Here is a 19079-nt window from a genome sequence, read left to right as displayed (position 1 = left end):
TTCATCCGTCCATGCGCAGTGCCTGGATGGGATCGACTCTTGAGGCGCGTCGCGAGGGAATCCAGCACGCCAGTAGAGCAACGGCCAGCAGCAGGAGCGGTACCGTGAGGAACGTCACCAGGTCGTACGGGCGAGTGCCATACAGAATGCTTGTGGACAGTTTTGCCAGCGCCAGAGCGGCTGGAACGCCTAGCACTACTGAGAGTATGGCCAGCCGCATCCCATCGCGTACGATCAGCCGCTGTACCGCACCCCTTTCCGCGCCCAGTGCCATACGGATGCCGATCTCCTGCGTGCGTCGGCTGACGGCATAGTTCATCACGCCGTAGAGCCCTACCGAAGCCAGAAGCACACCTACTGTTCCGAAGATGCCGAAGAGCGTGCTGACGAAGCGCGGCAAGAAGAGAGCATCGCGGAGATGTTCTTCCATTGTCTGCATATTGAAGATGGCGAGCGTTGGATCCAATGCCTGGATCTCGCGACGCATCGCCGCGACCAGCGTAGAGGAGTCGCCATCAAAACGAGCCATGATCGAATAGCCCGCAAACGGCGGATCGCCGGCGATGGACTGGTTGATGGAACGGTAGAGAACGGGCCGCTGCTCTTCGCCAATCGTGCGCGACTTGGTGTCTTTCACTACGCCAATGATCTCGTAGTGAACCTCTCCATCGCGGATGGTTTTTCCGATGGGATTCTTGCCTTGATAGAACCTGCGCACCAACTCTTCATTCACGATGGCGACCTTAGGCGCGGTGGGGTTTTCATCGCCGAAGTCTCGGCCTGCGACGCGTGGAATACCGAGTGTCTCAAAGTAGCCAGAGCTTGCCATATAGAGTTCCACCATGTTCTCGCCGATCGGCTTCGGCTCGCCCACGGCGGCCAGGCCATCGCTGCGGTTTCCTCCGGAGAGAGGCAAACCATCAGTCGTCGCAGCGATCGACACGCCGGGCAGGGCCAGAACGCGCGATCGGATTGCGTTGAGAAGCTGGACTATGCGGATGGGAGTATATCCGTGCACCTGCGGGTCGATGGAGAGCATCACCAAACCGCGGGATCGGAAGCCGGTCTCAATCTTCGCTGCACTCTGCAGGCTGCGAAAGAAGAGCCCTGCTGCACACAACAGCACCAGGGACAATGTGATCTGCGCTACAACCAGCACGTTGCGCAGCGTCCAGCGATGTCCCGGTCTAGCCAGGGCATCTTCGCCTTTCAGCGCGTTTGGCATCAAGGGCCGCGAACCACGCCATGCCGGGATAAATCCGCAGACGATCCCCGCAGTGATGCTCAGGACAAACGTGTAGAGAAGCACTCTCCAATCCACGCTCACGCCGAGGTCTACAGGGATCGGTACCGGAAGACGGAAGGAAGAGAGAGCGTAGGTGGCCCATAGGGAGAGGAGGACTCCAGCCACGCCGCCACCGATGGCCAGCACAACACTTTCGAAGAGCATCTGCCGCAATAGCTGTGCGCGCGTGCCTCCCATGGCCAACCGTATGGCCATCTCCCGTTGCCGCTGCGCTCCACGGGCGAGTAATAGATTCGCAACATTCGCGCAAGCAATGCAGAGCACTAAGAGAACGACTACGGAAAGTGCGGCAAGGAAGAGCTTGATCGCCTTGCCATCGCGAGGGGGAAGCGATCCAGCGGGCTCGAGGTGAAAATCGATACCTTTGTCCGTGGCGGAGTGGGTCTGTGCGAATCGTTGTGCCACAATATGGAGCTCAGCTATGGCTTGCGCCTCGGTTACGTCGGGCTTCAGTCGCGCTCCTGCGCGTAACCAATGACTATCGCGTGATTCGGGCTTTGGTGAGTTTGCCATCAGTTCCGGCAGCTTGCCCAGCGGAACCCAGAACTGCGGATCCAGAATCTGATCGAGACCGCGGAAACCCTTGGGCGCTACCCCAGTTACCGTGTAGACATGGCCTGAGAAGCTGATGGTTTTGCCTGCAATGGTCGGATCTCCGCCGAAGCGGCGTTGCCACAGGCGATAGCCGAGTACGATCACGGGAGCCTTTTCTTCTGTGCTCGTAAATCCACGACCGAGCGGCATATTCAGTTGGGCCACGTCAAAGTAGTTCGCAGTGGCGGCCTGTCCCCAAACGCGCTCTGGATCGCTTCCTCCGCTGATGGAGGCCGACACAAGCTCGAAGTACGCCGAGACGCCTGTAAATGACTTTGCCTGCTCGCGAATATCTTCAAAGATCGGATAGGACAGGTTGTTGCAGCACTGGTCGCCATCATGGACCATGTAGATGGTGGTCAAAGTCTTCGGATCGCCAACGGGCGCGGGGCTCAAGACAAACTTGCTCACAATGGAAAAGATCGTGGCGTTCGCCGCAATGCCCAGCCCGATCGAAACCACCACAGCGAAGACCAATCCCGGAGAACGTATGAGCCGGCGAATGGTGTAAGCAATGTCGCGCCACAAGGACTCCGCAGCGGACTCCCAACCGGTCGCCCAGACCTTATGCTTGACCGTTTCGACGTTGCCTACTTCGGCGCGTGCCGCGCTGATGGCGTCGCGGTAACTCATACCTCGCCTCACCTTTTCTTCCGCAGCGGCTTCGATGTAGCCACGCAATTCTTCATCAAGTTCGCCGTTGCGTTGCCCTCTGTGCAAGAGCGCCTTTATGCCGTCGATCAAACTTCGCAGAACGTTCATACCCATGCCTCCGCTCATCTTCCGGATCTACGCTTCAAGAATCTTGTTGATTGCGCCAAGTTGGCGCTCCCACGATGCCGTCTCCGACTTCAGGGCCTTACGCCCGCGATCAGTCAGCAGGTAATACTTCGCTTTGCGATTGTTCTCGGTTGCACGCCAGTCCGCCTTGATCCTGCCCGCGCGTTCCATCCGGCTGAGCGCAGGGAAGAGTGAGCCTGGATTGACGCGAAAGACGCCGTCGCTGATCTGCTCAATCCTGAGGGCGATGCCGTATCCGTGCATTGGCTGCAAGGCCAGCGTTTTCAATACCAGCATCTCCAGCGTCCCCTGGACCAGTTCACTTTGTTGCTCGGGCATAAGCTTCTCTCCTGTAGATCAACTAGAGGTTGGCCTCTCTCCACTAGTCCACCAAGAGGAGTACGTAGGGGAAATGAAGAAAGTTCCCGATTTTTTTTGGGAACTTGCGGGCACTAAACTATTGAGGTGAATACGATGCGGATCGACGCTTTCCTGCAAGAGAGTCCTATGTTTGCCGTCAACCGGACCGCGCGCAGTTTCGAGGCGCTGGCAACCCGCGCCTTTATAGTGGATGACCTGAACTTTCTGGAGGGTCTGGTCCTGGCGACGATTCTTTTCGAGGCGCCGCGACAGGTCAAGCCATCGCAGCTGGCGGAGGCCTTCTCGACGACGCGAGGAAATATCAGCCATAGCCTCTCCTCTCTGGAAGGGAAGGGCCTGGTGCAGAGGAAGATCGATCCCGCAGATGCGCGGGCGTACCTGCTGACGCTGAAGCCAACCGGGAAGAAATGCGCAATGCGTGTGATCGCGGCGTTCGACAAGATGCAAAAGGATTTCGAAAAGAAGGTGGGGAAGGCGGCTCTCAAGGAAGCGCTCACCGTGATGCGTGCACTCGACGAGCTTGCAATATCTTCTCAGCATTGAGAGCCAGGCCGGAACTCACTGCAGGAGCCGCGTTCCGTGGAAGCTGCGTTCCGCGACAGTGTCGCAGAGAGGCTTCCATTGACAGTCGAGGCACGCGCTGCGAATCGTTCCGTCTGCAAAGGACCGGCGCAGAGTCTGCAGCACGTCTTCTGTCAGGAGCAATGATTCCCCTGGCCCGATCGCAAGCTCCAGAAGAACTCCGAGATCTGCTGCTGCCCGTTCATCGCGTAAGAGCACACTGGGATCATGGCAGTGACAGACTGCTTCCTTGAAGAGTGGGGAGCAGAGATCGTCGGGGCCCTGAACGATCTTGACCAGGGCTTCGCCGCGTTTAATGCTCCAGATCACCTCTTCAAAATTGCTCACGAAGGCGGGGGTGTACCCCTCGCCTACGAAGGTGAGCATGCAAAGCAGATGGTGCGCCCGGAGTTTTATCGTCATTTTGGGGCTTGGTCTGACATGGAGCGTCTGCTGCGAATGAGGGTAAGAGTGCAGGTCGCGAGAGCGGCCTTGATCAAAGCTCCGACCCAGAAGGGAGCGAAGCCAACCAGAAAGGCGCGATGTGTGCCGAACAGGGTGGACAGCCACAGAACGCCAAGTCCGAGGTTAATCGCGTTGGCTGCGAGCATCGAGAGGAAGCAGGCCGCGACGCCGCGATCCATTTTGCGATCGGAGAGCCAGCCAACAAACACGGCGATGACGGGAAAGCTCACGATGTAACCGGCGGAGGGTCCAAGCAGAGCGTGCACACCCGCCGCGCCGTGGGCAAGAACGGGCAAGCCTGTGGCGGCTTCGGCTAGCCACGCCATCACGGTGATTAAGCCGACGCGGGCTCCGAAGAGAGCGCCAAGGACGATCACGGCATACGTCTGCATGGTGATCGGAATGGGACTCAGGGGAATGGATGTCCAGGAAGAGGCTGCGAGAACCAGCGTTCCCAGGGCGACCCGGAGAGCCGTGTTGCTGAGAAGGGGATGAGTCTTGAATGACGTTTGAGGATAAGTTGTTGCCTGATACAAGGGCGGCCTCCAGGGTGGCAAAGAGACAATACGCCAGCCTCTGTCCTTTTTATCACTGGGTTCAACCAGTACCCCGGAAGTTTTGTATTGATCTAAATAATTTAGCTGCTAAACCACAAGAAAGGCTTACCGGGCGGTCTGCCGGGTTATCACGAGTTTCGCCAAACTAAAGCCCTCTGCTGTTGCCCTGGCTTGGATTTCGGAGAGGAGTTCCGGTTTCAAAGAAGGCGTCTTGGAAAGTATCCATAGATTCTTGTGGTTGGGACTGCCGATGAGCAGCCAACTGTAGTTTTCTCCGTAGCCTAAAACCCAATACTTTGAAGTGAACGGCCACATATAGCTCACCTTCAGCTTGCCGTCGCCGCTTTTGTCCTGCGCCTTTCCCGTTCCGTTTTTCACATCCGCGTACGGAGTCTTTGTTTCGCAGGAACTCACAATCTGAATATGGTCTGTCTTGTCGCCCTTCGCGATCAGAATGGTGGCGTCGCTTGTGCAGTGCTTCTGACGCTTGTTGGGATACCGAGCGATCTCGTACCAGGTGCCGGTGAATTTATACAGATCCAGTTTGGGAACCGGCGTGACGGTTTGGCTCTGTATCGCCGAAGGTAAGGCCAGCAGGGAAAGACACATGAAGCCAATTCCGATAGTTTCCCGCATCTGCTTGAGCATCTAAAGAAAGATGCGGGTGACTCTGCTGGGGTCGCCCGCATCGCCTGAAGATCTTCTTGCCCTGTCATTGGGTACAGAACCGCGAGGTCACCGATTCTGTTGAAATCAGAATATTCAATGCTGTTACATCCGTGCTATTTGAGCGTCTGCCCGTCACCTGCAAGGAGGTGGGGTGAATTATAGTGACACCAGTGACACCGCCGACGCAAAAGAGAATAGGGCAGCTTGATGGACTGAGAGCCTGCGCGATCCTGGCCGTATTTCTACATCACTCCATGGGGTACAAATCCACCTGGATGGGTGTGGACCTCTTTTTCATCCTGTCGGGCTTTCTGATTACTGGCATCCTGCTGAGTAAGAAGAAGGACCGGATGTCCTCTTACTTTGCCTCGTTCTACGGCAAAAGAGTCCGTCGGATCCTCCCACCTTATCTTTTGCTTCTGCTGGTGGCTTCTGCCGTATTCGGTACATGGTGGTATCGATACTGGTATATGTACTTCGGCGCTACAAACTTTTTTCAGATGTTGAACCTGCCTCAACCAGAAGCACTCGGGCCACTCTGGTCCCTCGCAGTGGAGGAGCAGTTCTATTTCGTATGGCCCTTCGTGATATTTTTCTGCAAAGAAGTGTGGGTCGCCAGATGCGCCGTTTTCTTGATCGTACTCGCTCCTGTTCTGCGCGTTGTATGCACGCCGCTCTTCCTCGACACACTGCCCATCTATACCGGAACACCCTTTCGGATGGACCTGCTCGCATCGGGCGCTTTGGTGGCGATTGTCTGGCGTAAACGCAGGCAGGTCGTGGAAGTCTGGGGTCGCTATGGCCTTGTGCTTGCCGCGCTTGGATTTGCCGGATTTGAACTGACTCAGAAGTTTGCCCACCTCTATCAGGCCTCGAACACGCGGTGGAGCAATTTGCTCATCTACGAATGGTCCCTGGTGATTTGTCTTGGTGTTTTTCTGTGGGCGTTGAGTGGATGGAAGGTTGGCATTTTAGAGTGGACGCCACTGAAGTACATCGGACGTATTAGCTATTCGATGTATCTCATCCATGAACTGGTGATCGATGTCCTCGTCCCGCGGTTTGGAAACTTCACGGTCAAGACTACTTTGATCGCTTTTATGATCTCTACAGCCTATGCAGCTCTGTCATGGCACTTCATCGAAAAGCCGATTATCTCAACCGGGGCGCACGAGTCAATCTCTCGATAAGAAATACAGGCATTGTGCTGAGTGAGAGGGCATGCTTGCGGCATGCCCTCCTAGCAAAGGATCAGGGATTGTGTGCGTGCATCACATCCATGCCCAAACCATGGCCGGGAGCGTTGAGGTCTGGAACGATTTCGATGTTGAGCATCATGCCAGCGTCTTCGTGATCCAGAATGTGGCAGTGGATCACAAATTCACCGATGTAGCGGTCGTAGAAGGTGCGAGCGTGCACCTGGTAGCCATTCTCGACGAAGACCGTGTCGCGTAAGACGTGGTACATGCTGCAGTACTGCTTCTGCATCTCCTGTTTATCGATCGGAAGGTCTGTGCGGCAGTGACCGCTTTTATCGTAGATTGAGACCTGCTGTCCATTCGCCTCCAGATACGTGACGTCCATGATCTCGAACGGGTTCACGTGAATATGGAAGATGTGGGGCTCTCCTTCGGCGGTGAGAAGCCAGTCGTCGGAGGTGTTGACCTGTCGCGTGATGTTTACGACGTCGGGGTCATAGACGGCATTGTTCACCATAAATTTAGGAAATGCGATGGAGAAGCCCGCCTTTTGAAGGTCGCTGTGCGGTGCGGGGAGTTCAAGGAACGGAGCCCAGGGTGAGAGGTTGCCCTTGAGTAAACCGTCGCGGACGCTCTGCGGCAGTTGAGGATTCGCAGCCGCCAGAGACTTTTCGATGTACTCTTGCAGATCTCCTGCAACGGCTCTGCCGCCGCGAACATGAATGTAAGCAAGCAGTTGTGGTGTGGAGGGTCCCTGTCCACCGCCAGTGCCTGTTGCGGGGTTGACGCGTTGCGAGGGAGGCGCGGCCTGATCGAGCAGGCAGTAATCACCATCCTGAGCAAAGACGAGCAGAATATCGCTACGATAGCCGGGCTGCATGTAATTGGATTCGTTGTCGCCACCGTCACCGACCTTTTCCAAGTGCTTGCGGGTCAAACCATCTACGGCAATCTCAAACTGCGGGATGAGTGTCGTCGGAGTGGCGACACAAAGTTGTTGTACTGCGGATTTCTGCTGAAGCCGGTTGCCCAGTAACGCAGAGGTGGCGACCAGGTTGGCTCCTACGCGGGGCAGAGAGGCGCGCACTACCTGAAGATTTATGGTGTCGTGAATGCCAGCGTGAACAAACCTCCAGCGTTGGATCTCTCCGGCGGGAAGAGTAACAGTCGGCTGCACGACGCCATTCACCGTGGTGAAACGGCCGTTGGTGTCCCAGATGCTGGAAGAGAACATCTGCAGATTGAAGTTTTCGATTGCGCCTATGGTCGCGTGATTCTGTGGAGTGGGTTTGGGGCAGATCCAGGGAGCGTTCAACGGACCGTTGGGATCGGTGCTCGCGACCGTATAGAGGCCTTTGGTGGTGAAGATCGCCTGCCACGGGCCGCCTTTCTGGTCCGGTATGTTTTGGAAGCAAGCGTAAGGGATCTGCTGCAGGAGGAAGAGTTTCTCTGGCGTGGGAGTTCCGCTGCTGTCGTGCAAGATGGTGTCGATATCCGCCAGCGGGTGCGGATCATCGGGCGTAGGCGGAACATAGGGACGATTGCCACGCACCACGAGAATGCCGGAGGCGCCGCTCGCTACCTGGGTCGCCGTCGATCCGTGACGATGCGAGTGATACCAGAACGTGCCAGCGGGATGGTCATTGGGAATGTTGAACTCGTACGGGAATTCGGTCTTCGGTGCGATGCTCAGGAGCACATTGTCGCTGTTGCCGGTAGGCGAGATATGCAGACCGTGCGTGTGGATGTTCATCGTGTTGAAGCAGCCGACGCCGGGAGGCAGAGCCAGACCGTCAGGGGAGGGTACTTCGCACGATGGATCGACCTTGCTGAGGTCGTTAATGAGGTTGATGTGCAGGGTATTCCCCGGCAGCACTTCCAGCGTGGGACCGGAGTTGCATCCGCCGTACGAACGCAGTTCAACCGGGTCTTCACCACCTTCGGGATCGTCGGGGTCCGGATTATTGATGGTGAACTTCCCGAGCACGTAATGAAGCGTGGCGTAGACCTCGGCGCCGACACGTTTGACGTTGCCGTTGGGATTACAGGTGGACTTGAAGGCGGATGTGCTGAGGCGAAGAAACTTTGTCGCTGGTGCGTTGGGTAGAACTTCCGTCAGCAAAGGCGGCTGCTGGAAGTTGTGCACGACTGGAGGTTTCTGCGCCATGAGCGGCGGAACGGGAAGGGTAAGCGCAGAGAAGGCAAGCAGGCAAGCAATGTTGATTCGAATGCGCATGGGGCTTCCTTTGAGGTGAAGCGGTTGAGGTGGAAGGTGTGGAGTGGCATGCGAGACGTCGCATCAGAAGCGGGATCATCGCAATCAGGGGGCCCGTGCAAAGACTAAGAGCCAAACCGGCTCCAAGGCGATACGACAGCGCCGCGGACAAAGCCGCGACTGCTGCCGTCGCCGCTGCGCCACACCGTTCTTGCATGTTCAGCTTCAGTGCAAACAGAAGTGCGGCGGTATTGACTAAAAGGAGTACCCAATCGAGGGTTGCGAGGCGCACTCCCAGAACGCTGCAAAGCGCGCCCAGAGCAGGCCAGCAGAGCGGACATCCGAGCTTGGGCACAAGCGCCATGGCAAAGAGGCCGGAGCGCGTACCTTTCGGCGAGTGCTGTGACGTTTTCATGCGGCGACCTCTCGCAAACGGGCGGGGGGCGAATGACGTCGCTGCCAAAAGGGCTGATCGGCCCAGCGCTTCTCGCGCGCGTAATGAGTACGGTGCATGTGGCGATACCCCGCCAGATTCGCTCTCAGCATAGCTTCATAGCGCGCCTTTGCTTCGGGTTCGCGGCCCATCAGGCTCTCCGCGGCGACGTAGGAGGCGAGGATTCCGGTGTGCAATGCTTTGGTGATTCCTTGACCTGCGAGAGGGTCATAGCTTGCGACGGCATCGCCTGCAGCGACCCACCCTGTGCTCCCCGCGCAATGCAGTACGGTGGTGAATGCCGGGACGACTTGCAAGGTTTTTGTGAGCGTTTCGGTATGCAGCATGGCGAGATGCCGTGTCTGCGCCAGATGCTGCTCCCAAACCGCGCGCGCGGGCAAACCGGCAGCGCGGGCCAGGTCCACATCTGTTAGCAGGCTGATGATCCGATGGCCGCTGGGAAGAGGTGCGGTGTACCACCAGCCAAGCGCGCAGGCTTCGACGATCATGGTCTGGGCTACTTCAACCCGCATTTGCGTGGTGAGACTGTAGGCAGTCAATCGGTCGAAGAGATCGCTTCTGACGCGCTGCGAGCGAGCAAAGACGGCGTTGCGGCCAGTTGCATCGACAACGAAGCGCGAACGAAGGTTCTCTGCTCCACGAAGATCCATCGTCCATGTCCCGGTATCACGATGGGCCGCGCGAAAGGTTGTTCCCTGAAGCAAAGTCGCTCCCTGCTTCTCTGCGGCTTGAGCGAGATGGCGGTCGAAGGCGCGGCGGTCCAGGTGAAGACCGAATCCGTGTGCGGAGAAGAGATGATGGTGTTCGGAGAGTGTGGGGTCTCCCCAGGACAAGGCTATACTTTGGGCCACAAGCGTTTGGGCATCCTTGGTTGCGTCGACACGCAATCGGTGAAGCAGAGGCATAGCCTGCGGTGCCAGTATCTCGCCAGCACGCGGTGTGTCGTACTGCGATGCCTCTACGACGGCAACAGTCAGGTGGGGCCAGCACTGTCGCAGAGAGAGCGCGCAGGCACAGCCCGCGGGGCCGCCACCCAGCACAGCGACGTCATAGATGGGATGCAGCACGCTAATCCACCTTGACCGCATAGAACGACGCAACCACGCCTGCGGGTGCGGTGCCGCCGTTGCCATTGGAGTGAGGGATGGTCCGTACGACTGATCCTACAAACGCGGTACGTTGCAGTTGTTCGGTACTATTGGGCCAGACGGGCACCAGCCAACCGATATAGTCATAGATCCAGAGCTCTCCGCCCACGAGACCTTTGCCTTCGAACCGGACCTGCGAGGGAGATCCGTAGGCGCGTGAGCCATGCAGCGTGAGAGACCAGCCCGGGCCACCAATGGTGCCTGTAAGCAGTTCGCTGGCGTTGTCATCATGAATGACGATGGTGCCTTCGCCAAATTCAAGTTTGTCGAAGTCCACTGAACCATCCGGATCGTTCAAGAGACTACGGTAGGTCCAACTTCCGACCCATGGATTCTTACTCATCGCTTTCTCCTTCTCGTTTTTCCAGGGTGTTGCGTTCAACGCTGATGTATTTGGGGTTTGCCGGAGACGGCACGTTCAACTCCGCCTGCGGGATATAGAAGTTGCGTATAAGGAAGCCCAACCGAGACCACTCGGTGACCATCTTCAGGTCTCCCGCGTTGGTCTGCGGAATGCCCCAGGCCCAATTCACAATCTGGAATGCCGGGTTGCTCTCTGTGCCGGGAATGAATTCATAGGCTTGCATCGGACGATGCGCTGGCCACCAGAGCGTCTCCCATACCTGGTTCTCGCGCTGCAGCCAGAAGTCCTGCTCGCTGTCGGGATTGATCTGGTTGAAGAGTTCATAGGAGACGTTGATCTCCTGGGTCGAGCATTCGTTGAAGTCGGCCTGCCAGGGGAGCGCCATCATCTTGGTCAGGTCGCCGGGCTGCAGTCCCTTCCTGTAGTCGCTGGCCTGACTGAGCGGTTGGTCGATGTACGCGCTGTAGTTCACCTCGGTGACGCCGATCTGGTTCTCATTCGCCGCAGTCTGGCGGAAGCTAGAGAAGAGTGGGTCGGCCTTGATACGGTAGGGCTCTACATAGATGGAAGGGTTGCGCATGATCCAACCCACTTCAGCGCCGGGACAGAATGCGCCTCCCGCAAGATTGGAGATAACGTAGCGATCGAGCTCCAGACCCGTCTTTGCCTGCAGGTTCAAGTAAGGCTGCCATGGATCGATCTCCGAAGCTGGAACCCAACCTTCGAGGATCTCGTTGTAGAAGTTTCCTTCTCCCCACTGCTTCAGCAGATAAAGTTGGAAATCCGTCAGGCAAAGGAATTTGGACGGCAGGTTGTTCGAGATGGGATTATCGCCGCTGAGCAGCGGCATCAGCGGAAGATGATGCACCCGGCTAGAGGGTTTGGTTTCGACGCGGAAGACATTCTCTTCCCCGGTCTTGCGCAACAGGTCGTAGAGATACGTGCGATAAGCGCGGAAGGGGTCGGCGGTGTTTTCGGCGCGCGCGCGCGCGAGAGCGTCCGCCAGAAGTGTGCCCGAGCGGAATTGGCTGGAGAGCCGATCCAGCAGAGTGAGAATTGCGCGATGAGGAGAGACGGCCTGCTGCGATGGTGGTGTGGTGGCGGTAAGCGAGGCTGCAGGGTTTTCCGCGGCAACTAACGCACGCGGAGGTGTGAGTTCCTCGGCGAAGTTGTGGATGGCTGTTTCGAGACGGTCGCGCGCTTCACGATAAGCCTCGCCCGGATCCGTCTCTGCCTCCTTCGACTGCGCATACAGAAGCTTCCAGTGCGCGAGGTAGGGATCGACTTCGGTGGGCGGGATACTGCCGCACGTGACTTCGGCAAAGTGCTGCAGGGCTGCCAGTAACTCTTCTCGCGACGAAGCCTTCTTGACCACGGCCATGAGCCGGAAGCCTTCCCGTTCTTTGCGAGAGTTGACGGCTTGTTGATCCATCAGGTCCAGGCCTGCGTCCATCGCTTCGAAGAAGAGCGCGCCGGAGTTGTTTGCTTCCACCGCCGATTGGCTGGCCCGTACATAGGATTTTTCGTTCAACTTCGGAGGGATCGAAAGCTTGTCGGGATCGAAGTTTCCGCGCGGCGATTGGTTATGCGGGTAGTTAGAGCCGGCGAGCACGTTGGTCAGATAGGTGTACTCGTCGGCGCGGAAGAGGATGCTCCAGATGTCGCGATAGAACCAGGGCTTGTAGGTGGGATTCCAGCGTAGGTCTGAGGCCTTCCAAAGAGCAAGCTCTCCGGTGTCGGAAGGAGCAATGTGTTGTGGGTCGTTGAACGTGCCAGCCTTGCCGTAGAGGTGAGTGCATGTAGCAAACTGTGTGACTGCCATGTCCTGCATCACGTCGTCCAGCGTGACCATGTCGAGAACCTGGGGAACGTAGGCCGGATATCCCGCGATCACCCACGACGGATATTCGACATCGATGTAGCGCGTGCGTGCGACCTCCTCCGAGTACATGAAGAGACGTGCATGGACGGGGCCGTCGGAGGTGTCGTCAAACCAGCCGTCGTTGTTGGCGTAGGTGTTGATGCGCGGTTCGCCAAAACCGGTGTTAAAGCTTCCGGAGTAGCCGTGGCCACCGAGCACCAGGAGGCGGCCCTCATTGTCGGTAAGGATCTCGCCCAGCGTGTGAATGGCGCTCGGCTGTAAATCCTCTGGTGGAAAGGTGGTCGCGTAGGTATCGCCAGCGTAACGATTGAACGCGGCTCGGCGCTTGCCCTGAAGGTCGACGATCTGGGGGCCAGCATCTATGATCAAGCGCTGACGCGCGTTCGGGTCCGTGATGTCCGCGTTACGCAGCGGATGGCCAGGAAGGTAGCCATGTTCGCCTTCGAGCTGTTGAAACTCGTACCAGGCGCTTTTCTTGTTGGCCAGATAGACGCGCCACTGAATGTTGCTCAGGACGCCACGATTGCCGCCTCCTTCAATTGTGTCGCCGATCCTGAGCGGGCGGCCCTCCGGACTCGCGTCGTCGTAGACATACACCTGGAAGCGCGCGGCCTGGCGCTTAATGCGCCCTCGAATATCCTTGAACAGATCGATACGCACCGGGCCTGAGCCGTCCGCCGTAACGGAAGGATTACCTTGCGCGTCGCATGCGATGGGAAGTGACGCGGGCGTCTCCGGAGAGATGCAGAACTCATCCGGGCTATTTCCCAGGCGTGCGATACCGATGCCGGGGTGAATCTTGTAAATGGGAATTGACTGCTTGTCGCTCACGAATCCACTCCTTTGCGATGGCACACCATCGGCGATCTCTGCTACGGACTAATCCAGAAAGTTGAGAGACACGCCGTCGAGCCGGAAGAGTTCGCGTTCCTCTTCGTAGTCGGCCCCAATCACCACCAGCGTGATGCTGATCTCGGTGGCGCCCGCATCGAAGAGGCTGCGCGCTGTCTTCGTCACATCCACGCGATGGTTGCGCGGTGTGTTGTGGCTACGAGGCCGCAGATCATACTTTCCACGCACGGGAACGGCGCAGTGACCGGGGCCTCCTATGCAATCGCCGTGCCCGAAGATCGCGAAGTATCCGGCGTAATGAACGTCTTCCATCGGCGTGTTTGCGTTTGCGTCGGGCAGGTTCAGGAACACACGCACAAAGCAGGAGCGTGGCAACTGCGGAACGCGGTGCAGACGGATCTCTGCGGTACGGAACGCGGTACGCGTACCTTCCGCGACGGGGATGGAACGTGAAGTGAAACGTGCTACAGGCGAAGCTGCTCCCACGGGCAGTAGGCAGGAGCTGCGCATATATTCGTATCCGAATCGCTTCATCTCCAGCGTGTCGCGTACGGTGTAACTCCACGGCGTAAGAACTGAATCGAGATCCACGGGATTCGAGTGGGGATTAAGCAACTGCCACTCATGCCACAGGCGATCGATGTTCACATGGATCGGCCAGAAGACCGGATCGTAGGAAGCTGTGAGGTTGCTGAACATATCGCCGAACTGCGGCTGAGAGTAGAGATCCGACTTGCGATGGAAGGCGCGGCCAGCCACTTTTACGCCGCGGTTGCGATCGCTCTTCCCCAGCAGGGAGAGTGGTTGCTGCTGGTCAAACTGCGGATTCATGCCGCCAGTCCAGATATGCATGGTGTTGTGCGGATTCTGGTCCATGAAGCCGAAGGCGTCATCGTAAAAGCTGCCACCTCCGAAGTCGCGGAACGTGCGCAGGCTCATGATCTGCGCCATGTCGTCCGCTGTGGGGTAGTGATAGTGGATGGTCTTGTTGATTGTGGAGCCAGCAAATTCGCCGGGATACCGCAGGGGATACCAGAGCGGATTGGCAGCGAGCAGAGCATCCAGAAAGCTTTCTCGATACTTTCCAACGCAGTAGATTGGGCCGATGAGTTGACTTACTGCGGTAAAGAAGCTCTGTTGTGAAGCGAAGCGCTGGTCCACGATGGGCTGTAGTGCTCCCGTCGGGATGCCGTTTGAGTGCAAATACGGTAGCGAAGCCTTCGTGAGAAAAGCCTGCAGTGCGGGTGGGATGATCTCACCCTTGTCCGGCTGCGCTGGCCGATATTGCGGCATCGTCCAGTCCCAGTACGGCAGCGTGACGTCAGGATAGAACTCCTGGATGACCTGCTCCATCTCGTACAGATAAACGCGATGCCATGGCAGAAAGCGTTCCCATCCATGCTGGCAATGGTTCTGGTGGATGAGTGCGACATTGTTGTAACTGCGCGCATCCTCCGCCCAGTCGTTCAAGGCATAAAGGTGTGCGAAAGCCTCACGCAGTCGCGCAAGTTGCGCTTCTGTCATGCAATCGATGTTGACGCGCTGGCGCAGCTCTCCGTTCTGGTAGCGGTATTCGTTGCTCTCGCCGTCATATTCAGCAAAGGCCTGCAGGGCATCGTCGCAGGCTTCGACCTCTACCACCTCCATGTTGGTCTGGTGGGTCCAATCGCTGTCGGGAAGGGGATAGCTTGCATGTGCTGGAGCGCTCTCCGGAGCGCCTTCCAGAATCCATCGCTCGATTGCGTCAATGTCCTCGTCTGCCATCGGCGGTTGTCCCAGGGGAAGCCGTGGAAACTGCGAGCCGTCGAAGGGTGCTTGGCCGCGCAGGCCCAATAACAGGACGGAATCGGAAGCAGACGGAGCCGTTTTGCCTGAGCAGCAACCGCCTTTAGCAGGTAGCGTGACGAGAGGAAGTCCCAAAATCTTCGCGGTCAGGAACTCCTCGCGAGAGAACTCACTGAGCGGAAGACCGGCGAAGGCGGATATCTGATCGTTCGCGGCTTTTTTGAGAAGGGCTTGGACATCGTGGAACGAAAGAGAAGAGCTGGCCACCGGCATATACACCTCGACAGATTTCTGACAACGCACAAGCGAGCGCGGGAATTCAGAATCGGAAAAGAAGATGACAGAGGGGAGATATGCAGAAGGTGGGCCCGAACGCGAAAGAACTCTACAGGTTCGTCGAGCCACTATAGGGTGCGACCTGTGAGCAGTCAATAGAAATGTGGCGCATGGCAATTGATTTCTATCTTGCCAAAGTTCGGTAGGGACACTGCGGCTACGCGTTCACCTTTACGTGCCGCAGAAGGTTTGGCTCACGCACTCTTCCGGTAGGGCTGGCGTGGCATACCGCTCGAACTCCGGGCGGTCTTCGTACGGACGTGAAACGACATCGAGCAACTCTTCAAATGGTTGGAAGTCCTGTCGAAGGACTGCGGCTTCAATCACGGCTTCCATCCTGTGATTGCGCGGGATGAATGCAGGACTAGCCAGTCGCATACTCTTGGCGCGCTCCTGTCCCGAGACATCTTCTTCTTTCAAACGATTTCGCCACGTGTTGGCCCATGAGTCGTAAGCGCTTGGGTCGGCGAAGAGCGTACGCACTCCCGCGTCACCCTCCGGCCCCGCGACGGCATCGCTGAGCCGACGGAAGGTGAGCGTAAAGTCGGCGCTGTTGGCGGCCATACGATCCATCAGGTCCTGCGCGAGGACCGCATCGCCTTCTCGTTCAGTAAAGAGGCCGAGCTTGCGTCGTAAGCCAGCCGCCTGGGCCGCTTCAAACTGCGACCCGAAGGCCTCGAGCGCTGCCCAGGCCGAGGCCGTTGCAGCCTCTTCGCTTCCTTCCTCCCGCTGTAGAAGCGGCAGCAGTGTTTCGGCGAGACGGGTCAGGTTCCAGTGTGCGGCGTGCGGCTGGTTGCCATAGGCGTAGCGTCCTCGATGGTCGATGGAGCTGAACACCTTGGCCGGATCGTATGCTTCCATGAAAGCGCACGGGCCGTAGTCGATGGTCTCCCCGGAGATAGAGGTATTGTCGGTATTCATTACGCCATGGATAAAGCCAAGAAGCATCCACTGGGCCATCAGGTACGCATGCCGGGCGATCACGCCGTCCAGCAGGGCGCGGTAGGGCTTTTCTCTCTGTGCAGCTTCAGGGTAATGCCGTGCGATCGCGTAGTCCGCGAGTGTTTGGATTCCTTCGGTATCTCCCTGTGCGGCGAAGTACTGAAAGGTGCCTACGCGGAGATGGCTCGCTGCGACACGGGTGAGTACGGCTCCGGGTAAGATCGTTTCGCGGAAGACCTGCTCGCCTGTGGTCACTGCAGCCAGGGCGCGGGTGGTCGGCACGCCCATCGCCGCCATGGCCTCGCTGACGATGTATTCGCGTAATACGGGACCGAGTGCGGCTCTGCCATCGCCGCGTCGTGAAAAAGCAGAGGGGCCGGAGCCTTTGAGTTGAATGTCGTAGCGCAGACCGTCTTGTCCGATCACCTCGCCGAGCAGATTGGCGCGTCCGTCACCGAGCTGTGGAACGAAGTGCCCGAACTGATGTCCGGCATAGGCCATCGCCAGCGGTTCGGATCCTTCCGCTACGCGGTTACCCGCCAGAATCTCGACGCCTTCCGTGCTCGCCAGCGCACCCGGATCCAAGCCTAGCTTACGAGCCAGTTCGATATTGATCTTCACCAGGCGCGGAGCTGCTACCGGCGTAGGATCCACACGGGAGTAGAAGCGTTGCGGCAAACGGGCGTAGGTGTTTGCGAACGGGAAATGCACAGAGTTCTGGTCGGAGCCGGAGGACACGGGCGTTGCTGGAGAACTCATACCTAAGTTTACTTGGCTTGGCAGTTCGCGTTGTCGCCGCCGCCACATCATGCCACTTCGCTGGTGCCCTTGACGGAAGACAGCCAGGATGGTGACTCCAGCGCCTGTCGGTCCCAATGCGCCGTAGTGGCAGCAGCCTCGTAGGTGCTCTCTAAAAACTGGAGCAACGCTTCTTCCGGATCTGCCGACTGCCGCATGTCCTCATAGGGCAGGATAAATTCGCCGAGCGCTTTTTCGAAGCTTGCTGCGGCAGGCTGTACAGCACTCTCTGGAAATCCCTCGGGCTGTGGATAGGCATAGCTGTAGAACAAGGGCTCCATGCCGGGTGCTCCGGGCCAAAAGCCACAACTGCTCACCTCGTGGGAGTACGCATCACGCGTGACGTGGTCTGGCAGGCCGACCACTCCGGGATGCTCCGGCGCGCTGCGTCCAGAGAAGCGTGTGCAAGCCAGATCGAGCGCACCCCAGAAGAGATGGATCGGACTGACCTTACCGATGTACCGGGATCGGAAGGTGTTGAAAACCCTTGTCGTCTGCAACAGAATGCGCCAGAAGCGCTCGACGTATTCCGGGTCGTATGCCTTGTGCGTCACATCCTCGTCGAACGGTATAGGCTCCGCTACCTCCACTGGCACAGGCCAGATGCGTACGGGCGTTCCCAGGTCTTCGAGCGCGGCTATGACCTTCTGATAGAAGGCGGCCACGGTCATGGGCCTGAGAGGGACGTCCTGGCGGTCGCCCTTGTCGGTTTGCAGGGTAAGAACGTGATCGATGAAGTCGAAATCGATCTGCAGGATGCGTGTTCCCTGCCACATCGGAGAGGTAGTAAGTCCGCGGACGGTAGGGTAGAGCGTGACGTTCCATGTGTGATTGGCCGGAGGCATCAGCGCAAGCCGGATCTTGCCCACGATTTGAGCCCAGATCTGGAGGGTCGCGCACGTTTCACTCCATTCGCTCTGCGGCAGCGCGGGCCAGGCTTCGTTGCTGGTGCGGGGTTCTGTGGATGCCATAGGTCTCTTCTCCCGGAGATACGTTAGTTCTGAGCCGAGATGGATTTCGTCACAACCTTTGCTTGCTACGTTAGCACCAGGGCTTTACTTTTTCTGTCGCGGTTTGTCTTGTGAGGCAGAGGCACCTTGCAGAATGAGCGCGAGACCTTCGCGAAAGCGTCGGTCGTAGCGGTCGAACAAGATCGTTCCGGTTTGCCGAAGGAACGGGAACTCTGCAGGATCCAAACGGGCGTTTCTTTCTTCTACCGAGTAGCGCGGAGATCGCTGGCCCGGGGTAGGGAAGACCGCCTGCTCTTCCATGACGAAGCTGAGCGTGTAGTTGTAGATCGTGCTGAACAGAACGACGGCCGCGCGCACGGAAAAGCCAGCTGCAAGCATCCGGTTTCCAATCTTTTCAGTCGTCTTCAGGTACTCGGTATTGGTAAGCCTCGTTCCTGCCACCATACGGGCGCCATCACGGTACGTGAGTAGCGTCTTGCGCAGGCCTTCGCCGAAAGTTGAGGCCCAAACACTCCAGTCGGAGGATTTTCGCGCGGGCACGAGATCTGCCGCACCTTCCGCAAGGACGGTCGTCGCCATCTCGTCGAGCAACTCCTCCTTGCTCTTGAAATGCCAGTAGATCGTCGCGGCCTGAACATTGAGTTCCACGCCGAGTCGACGAAGCGTCAGTTGCTCCAGCCCATCCTCGTTCAGCAGTTTCAGCCCTGCCCGTGTCACCATCTCCCGGTTGATTTTCATGAATCCAGCATAGCAAGCTTGCGCATCCAATATCTAACGGTGTTAGATATATTGAACGACGTTCGATTCTGAAACCGCGGAG

At 57.9% G+C, this 19079-nt stretch carries 15 protein-coding genes; 2 read left to right on the top strand and 13 right to left on the bottom strand.

Features of this window, described 5'->3' with window-relative positions:
• Position 1 precedes the first annotated feature (1 nt).
• Positions 2–2662 carry an ABC transporter permease gene (locus ACIPR4_RS12640; RefSeq protein WP_013569051.1) on the bottom strand — a complete coding sequence of 887 codons (2661 nt, stop codon included), beginning with the start codon at positions 2660–2662 and terminating at the stop codon, positions 2–4.
• A 27-nt stretch (positions 2663–2689) separates the two neighbouring features.
• A complete protein-coding gene (locus tag ACIPR4_RS12635) occupies positions 2690–3019 on the bottom strand; it encodes a PadR family transcriptional regulator (RefSeq protein ID WP_013569050.1) in 330 nt (109 codons plus the stop codon).
• A 135-nt stretch (positions 3020–3154) separates the two neighbouring features.
• On the opposite strand from ACIPR4_RS12635, the gene ACIPR4_RS12630 reads away from it, so the two are divergent.
• Positions 3155–3604: a MarR family winged helix-turn-helix transcriptional regulator gene (locus ACIPR4_RS12630; RefSeq protein WP_013569049.1), complete on the top strand. Its 450-nt coding sequence runs from the start codon at positions 3155–3157 to the stop codon at positions 3602–3604.
• A gap of 15 nt (positions 3605–3619) precedes the next feature.
• Here the strand turns inward: ACIPR4_RS12630 and ACIPR4_RS12625 are convergent, their stop codons facing one another.
• The 3 genes from ACIPR4_RS12625 to ACIPR4_RS12615 form a co-directional block, all read right to left on the bottom strand.
• Positions 3620–4045 (bottom strand): DUF1284 domain-containing protein, encoded by a 426-nt coding sequence (locus ACIPR4_RS12625; protein ID WP_013569048.1) that lies wholly within the window; start codon positions 4043–4045, stop codon positions 3620–3622.
• On the bottom strand, positions 4042–4623 hold the full coding sequence (locus tag ACIPR4_RS12620; RefSeq protein WP_013569047.1) for a biotin transporter BioY: 582 nt from the start codon (positions 4621–4623) through the stop codon (positions 4042–4044). Before ACIPR4_RS12620 ends, ACIPR4_RS12625 begins: the two co-directional genes overlap by 4 nt.
• A 126-nt stretch (positions 4624–4749) precedes the next feature.
• Complete coding sequence (locus ACIPR4_RS12615) at positions 4750–5253, bottom strand: lipocalin family protein (RefSeq protein ID WP_187290175.1); 504 nt, start codon at positions 5251–5253, stop codon at positions 4750–4752.
• A 221-nt stretch (positions 5254–5474) separates the two neighbouring features.
• Between ACIPR4_RS12615 and ACIPR4_RS12610 the strand changes: the two genes are divergently transcribed.
• Positions 5475–6503 carry an acyltransferase family protein gene (locus ACIPR4_RS12610; protein WP_013569045.1) on the top strand — a complete coding sequence of 343 codons (1029 nt, stop codon included), beginning with the start codon at positions 5475–5477 and terminating at the stop codon, positions 6501–6503.
• 61 nt (positions 6504–6564) lie between these two features.
• On the opposite strand, the gene ACIPR4_RS12605 is transcribed toward ACIPR4_RS12610, so the two are convergent.
• The 8 genes from ACIPR4_RS12605 to ACIPR4_RS12570 all read right to left on the bottom strand — a co-directional run bounded on the left by ACIPR4_RS12605 (position 6565) and on the right by ACIPR4_RS12570 (position 18997).
• On the bottom strand, positions 6565–8748 hold the full coding sequence (locus ACIPR4_RS12605) for a multicopper oxidase family protein (RefSeq protein WP_013569044.1): 2184 nt from the start codon (positions 8746–8748) through the stop codon (positions 6565–6567).
• A gap of 390 nt (positions 8749–9138) precedes the next feature.
• A complete protein-coding gene (locus ACIPR4_RS12600) occupies positions 9139–10248 on the bottom strand; it encodes a tryptophan 7-halogenase (RefSeq protein WP_013569043.1) in 1110 nt (369 codons plus the stop codon).
• A 1-nt stretch (position 10249) separates the two neighbouring features.
• Positions 10250–10672: a hypothetical protein gene (locus ACIPR4_RS12595; RefSeq protein ID WP_013569042.1), complete on the bottom strand. Its 423-nt coding sequence runs from the start codon at positions 10670–10672 to the stop codon at positions 10250–10252.
• Positions 10665–13406, bottom strand: coding sequence for a LodA/GoxA family CTQ-dependent oxidase (locus ACIPR4_RS12590; RefSeq protein WP_013569041.1), 2742 nt, complete (start codon positions 13404–13406; stop codon positions 10665–10667). The genes ACIPR4_RS12595 and ACIPR4_RS12590 overlap by 8 nt, the downstream gene beginning before the upstream one ends.
• Positions 13407–13454: 48 nt before the next feature.
• Entirely contained in the window at positions 13455–15485 is a 2031-nt protein-coding gene (locus ACIPR4_RS12585; RefSeq protein ID WP_013569040.1) for a tyrosinase family protein, read from the bottom strand.
• A 234-nt stretch (positions 15486–15719) separates the two neighbouring features.
• Entirely contained in the window at positions 15720–17144 is a 1425-nt protein-coding gene (locus tag ACIPR4_RS12580) for a protein adenylyltransferase SelO (RefSeq protein ID WP_425358321.1), read from the bottom strand.
• A gap of 152 nt (positions 17145–17296) precedes the next feature.
• The gene (locus ACIPR4_RS12575; RefSeq protein WP_013569038.1) at positions 17297–18259 is read right to left on the bottom strand and encodes a DUF5996 family protein; all 963 of its coding nucleotides are present in this window, start codon (positions 18257–18259) and stop codon (positions 17297–17299) included.
• Between the two features lie 84 nt (positions 18260–18343).
• Entirely contained in the window at positions 18344–18997 is a 654-nt protein-coding gene (locus ACIPR4_RS12570; RefSeq protein WP_013569037.1) for a TetR/AcrR family transcriptional regulator C-terminal domain-containing protein, read from the bottom strand.
• Positions 18998–19079 lie beyond the last annotated feature (82 nt).

The organism is Terriglobus saanensis SP1PR4 (genome assembly GCF_000179915.2).
Taxonomy (GTDB): Bacteria; Acidobacteriota; Terriglobia; order Terriglobales; family Acidobacteriaceae; genus Terriglobus; species Terriglobus saanensis.
Note: the sequence above shows the minus strand (reverse complement) of the source record. Positions and strands in the feature narration are given on the sequence as shown.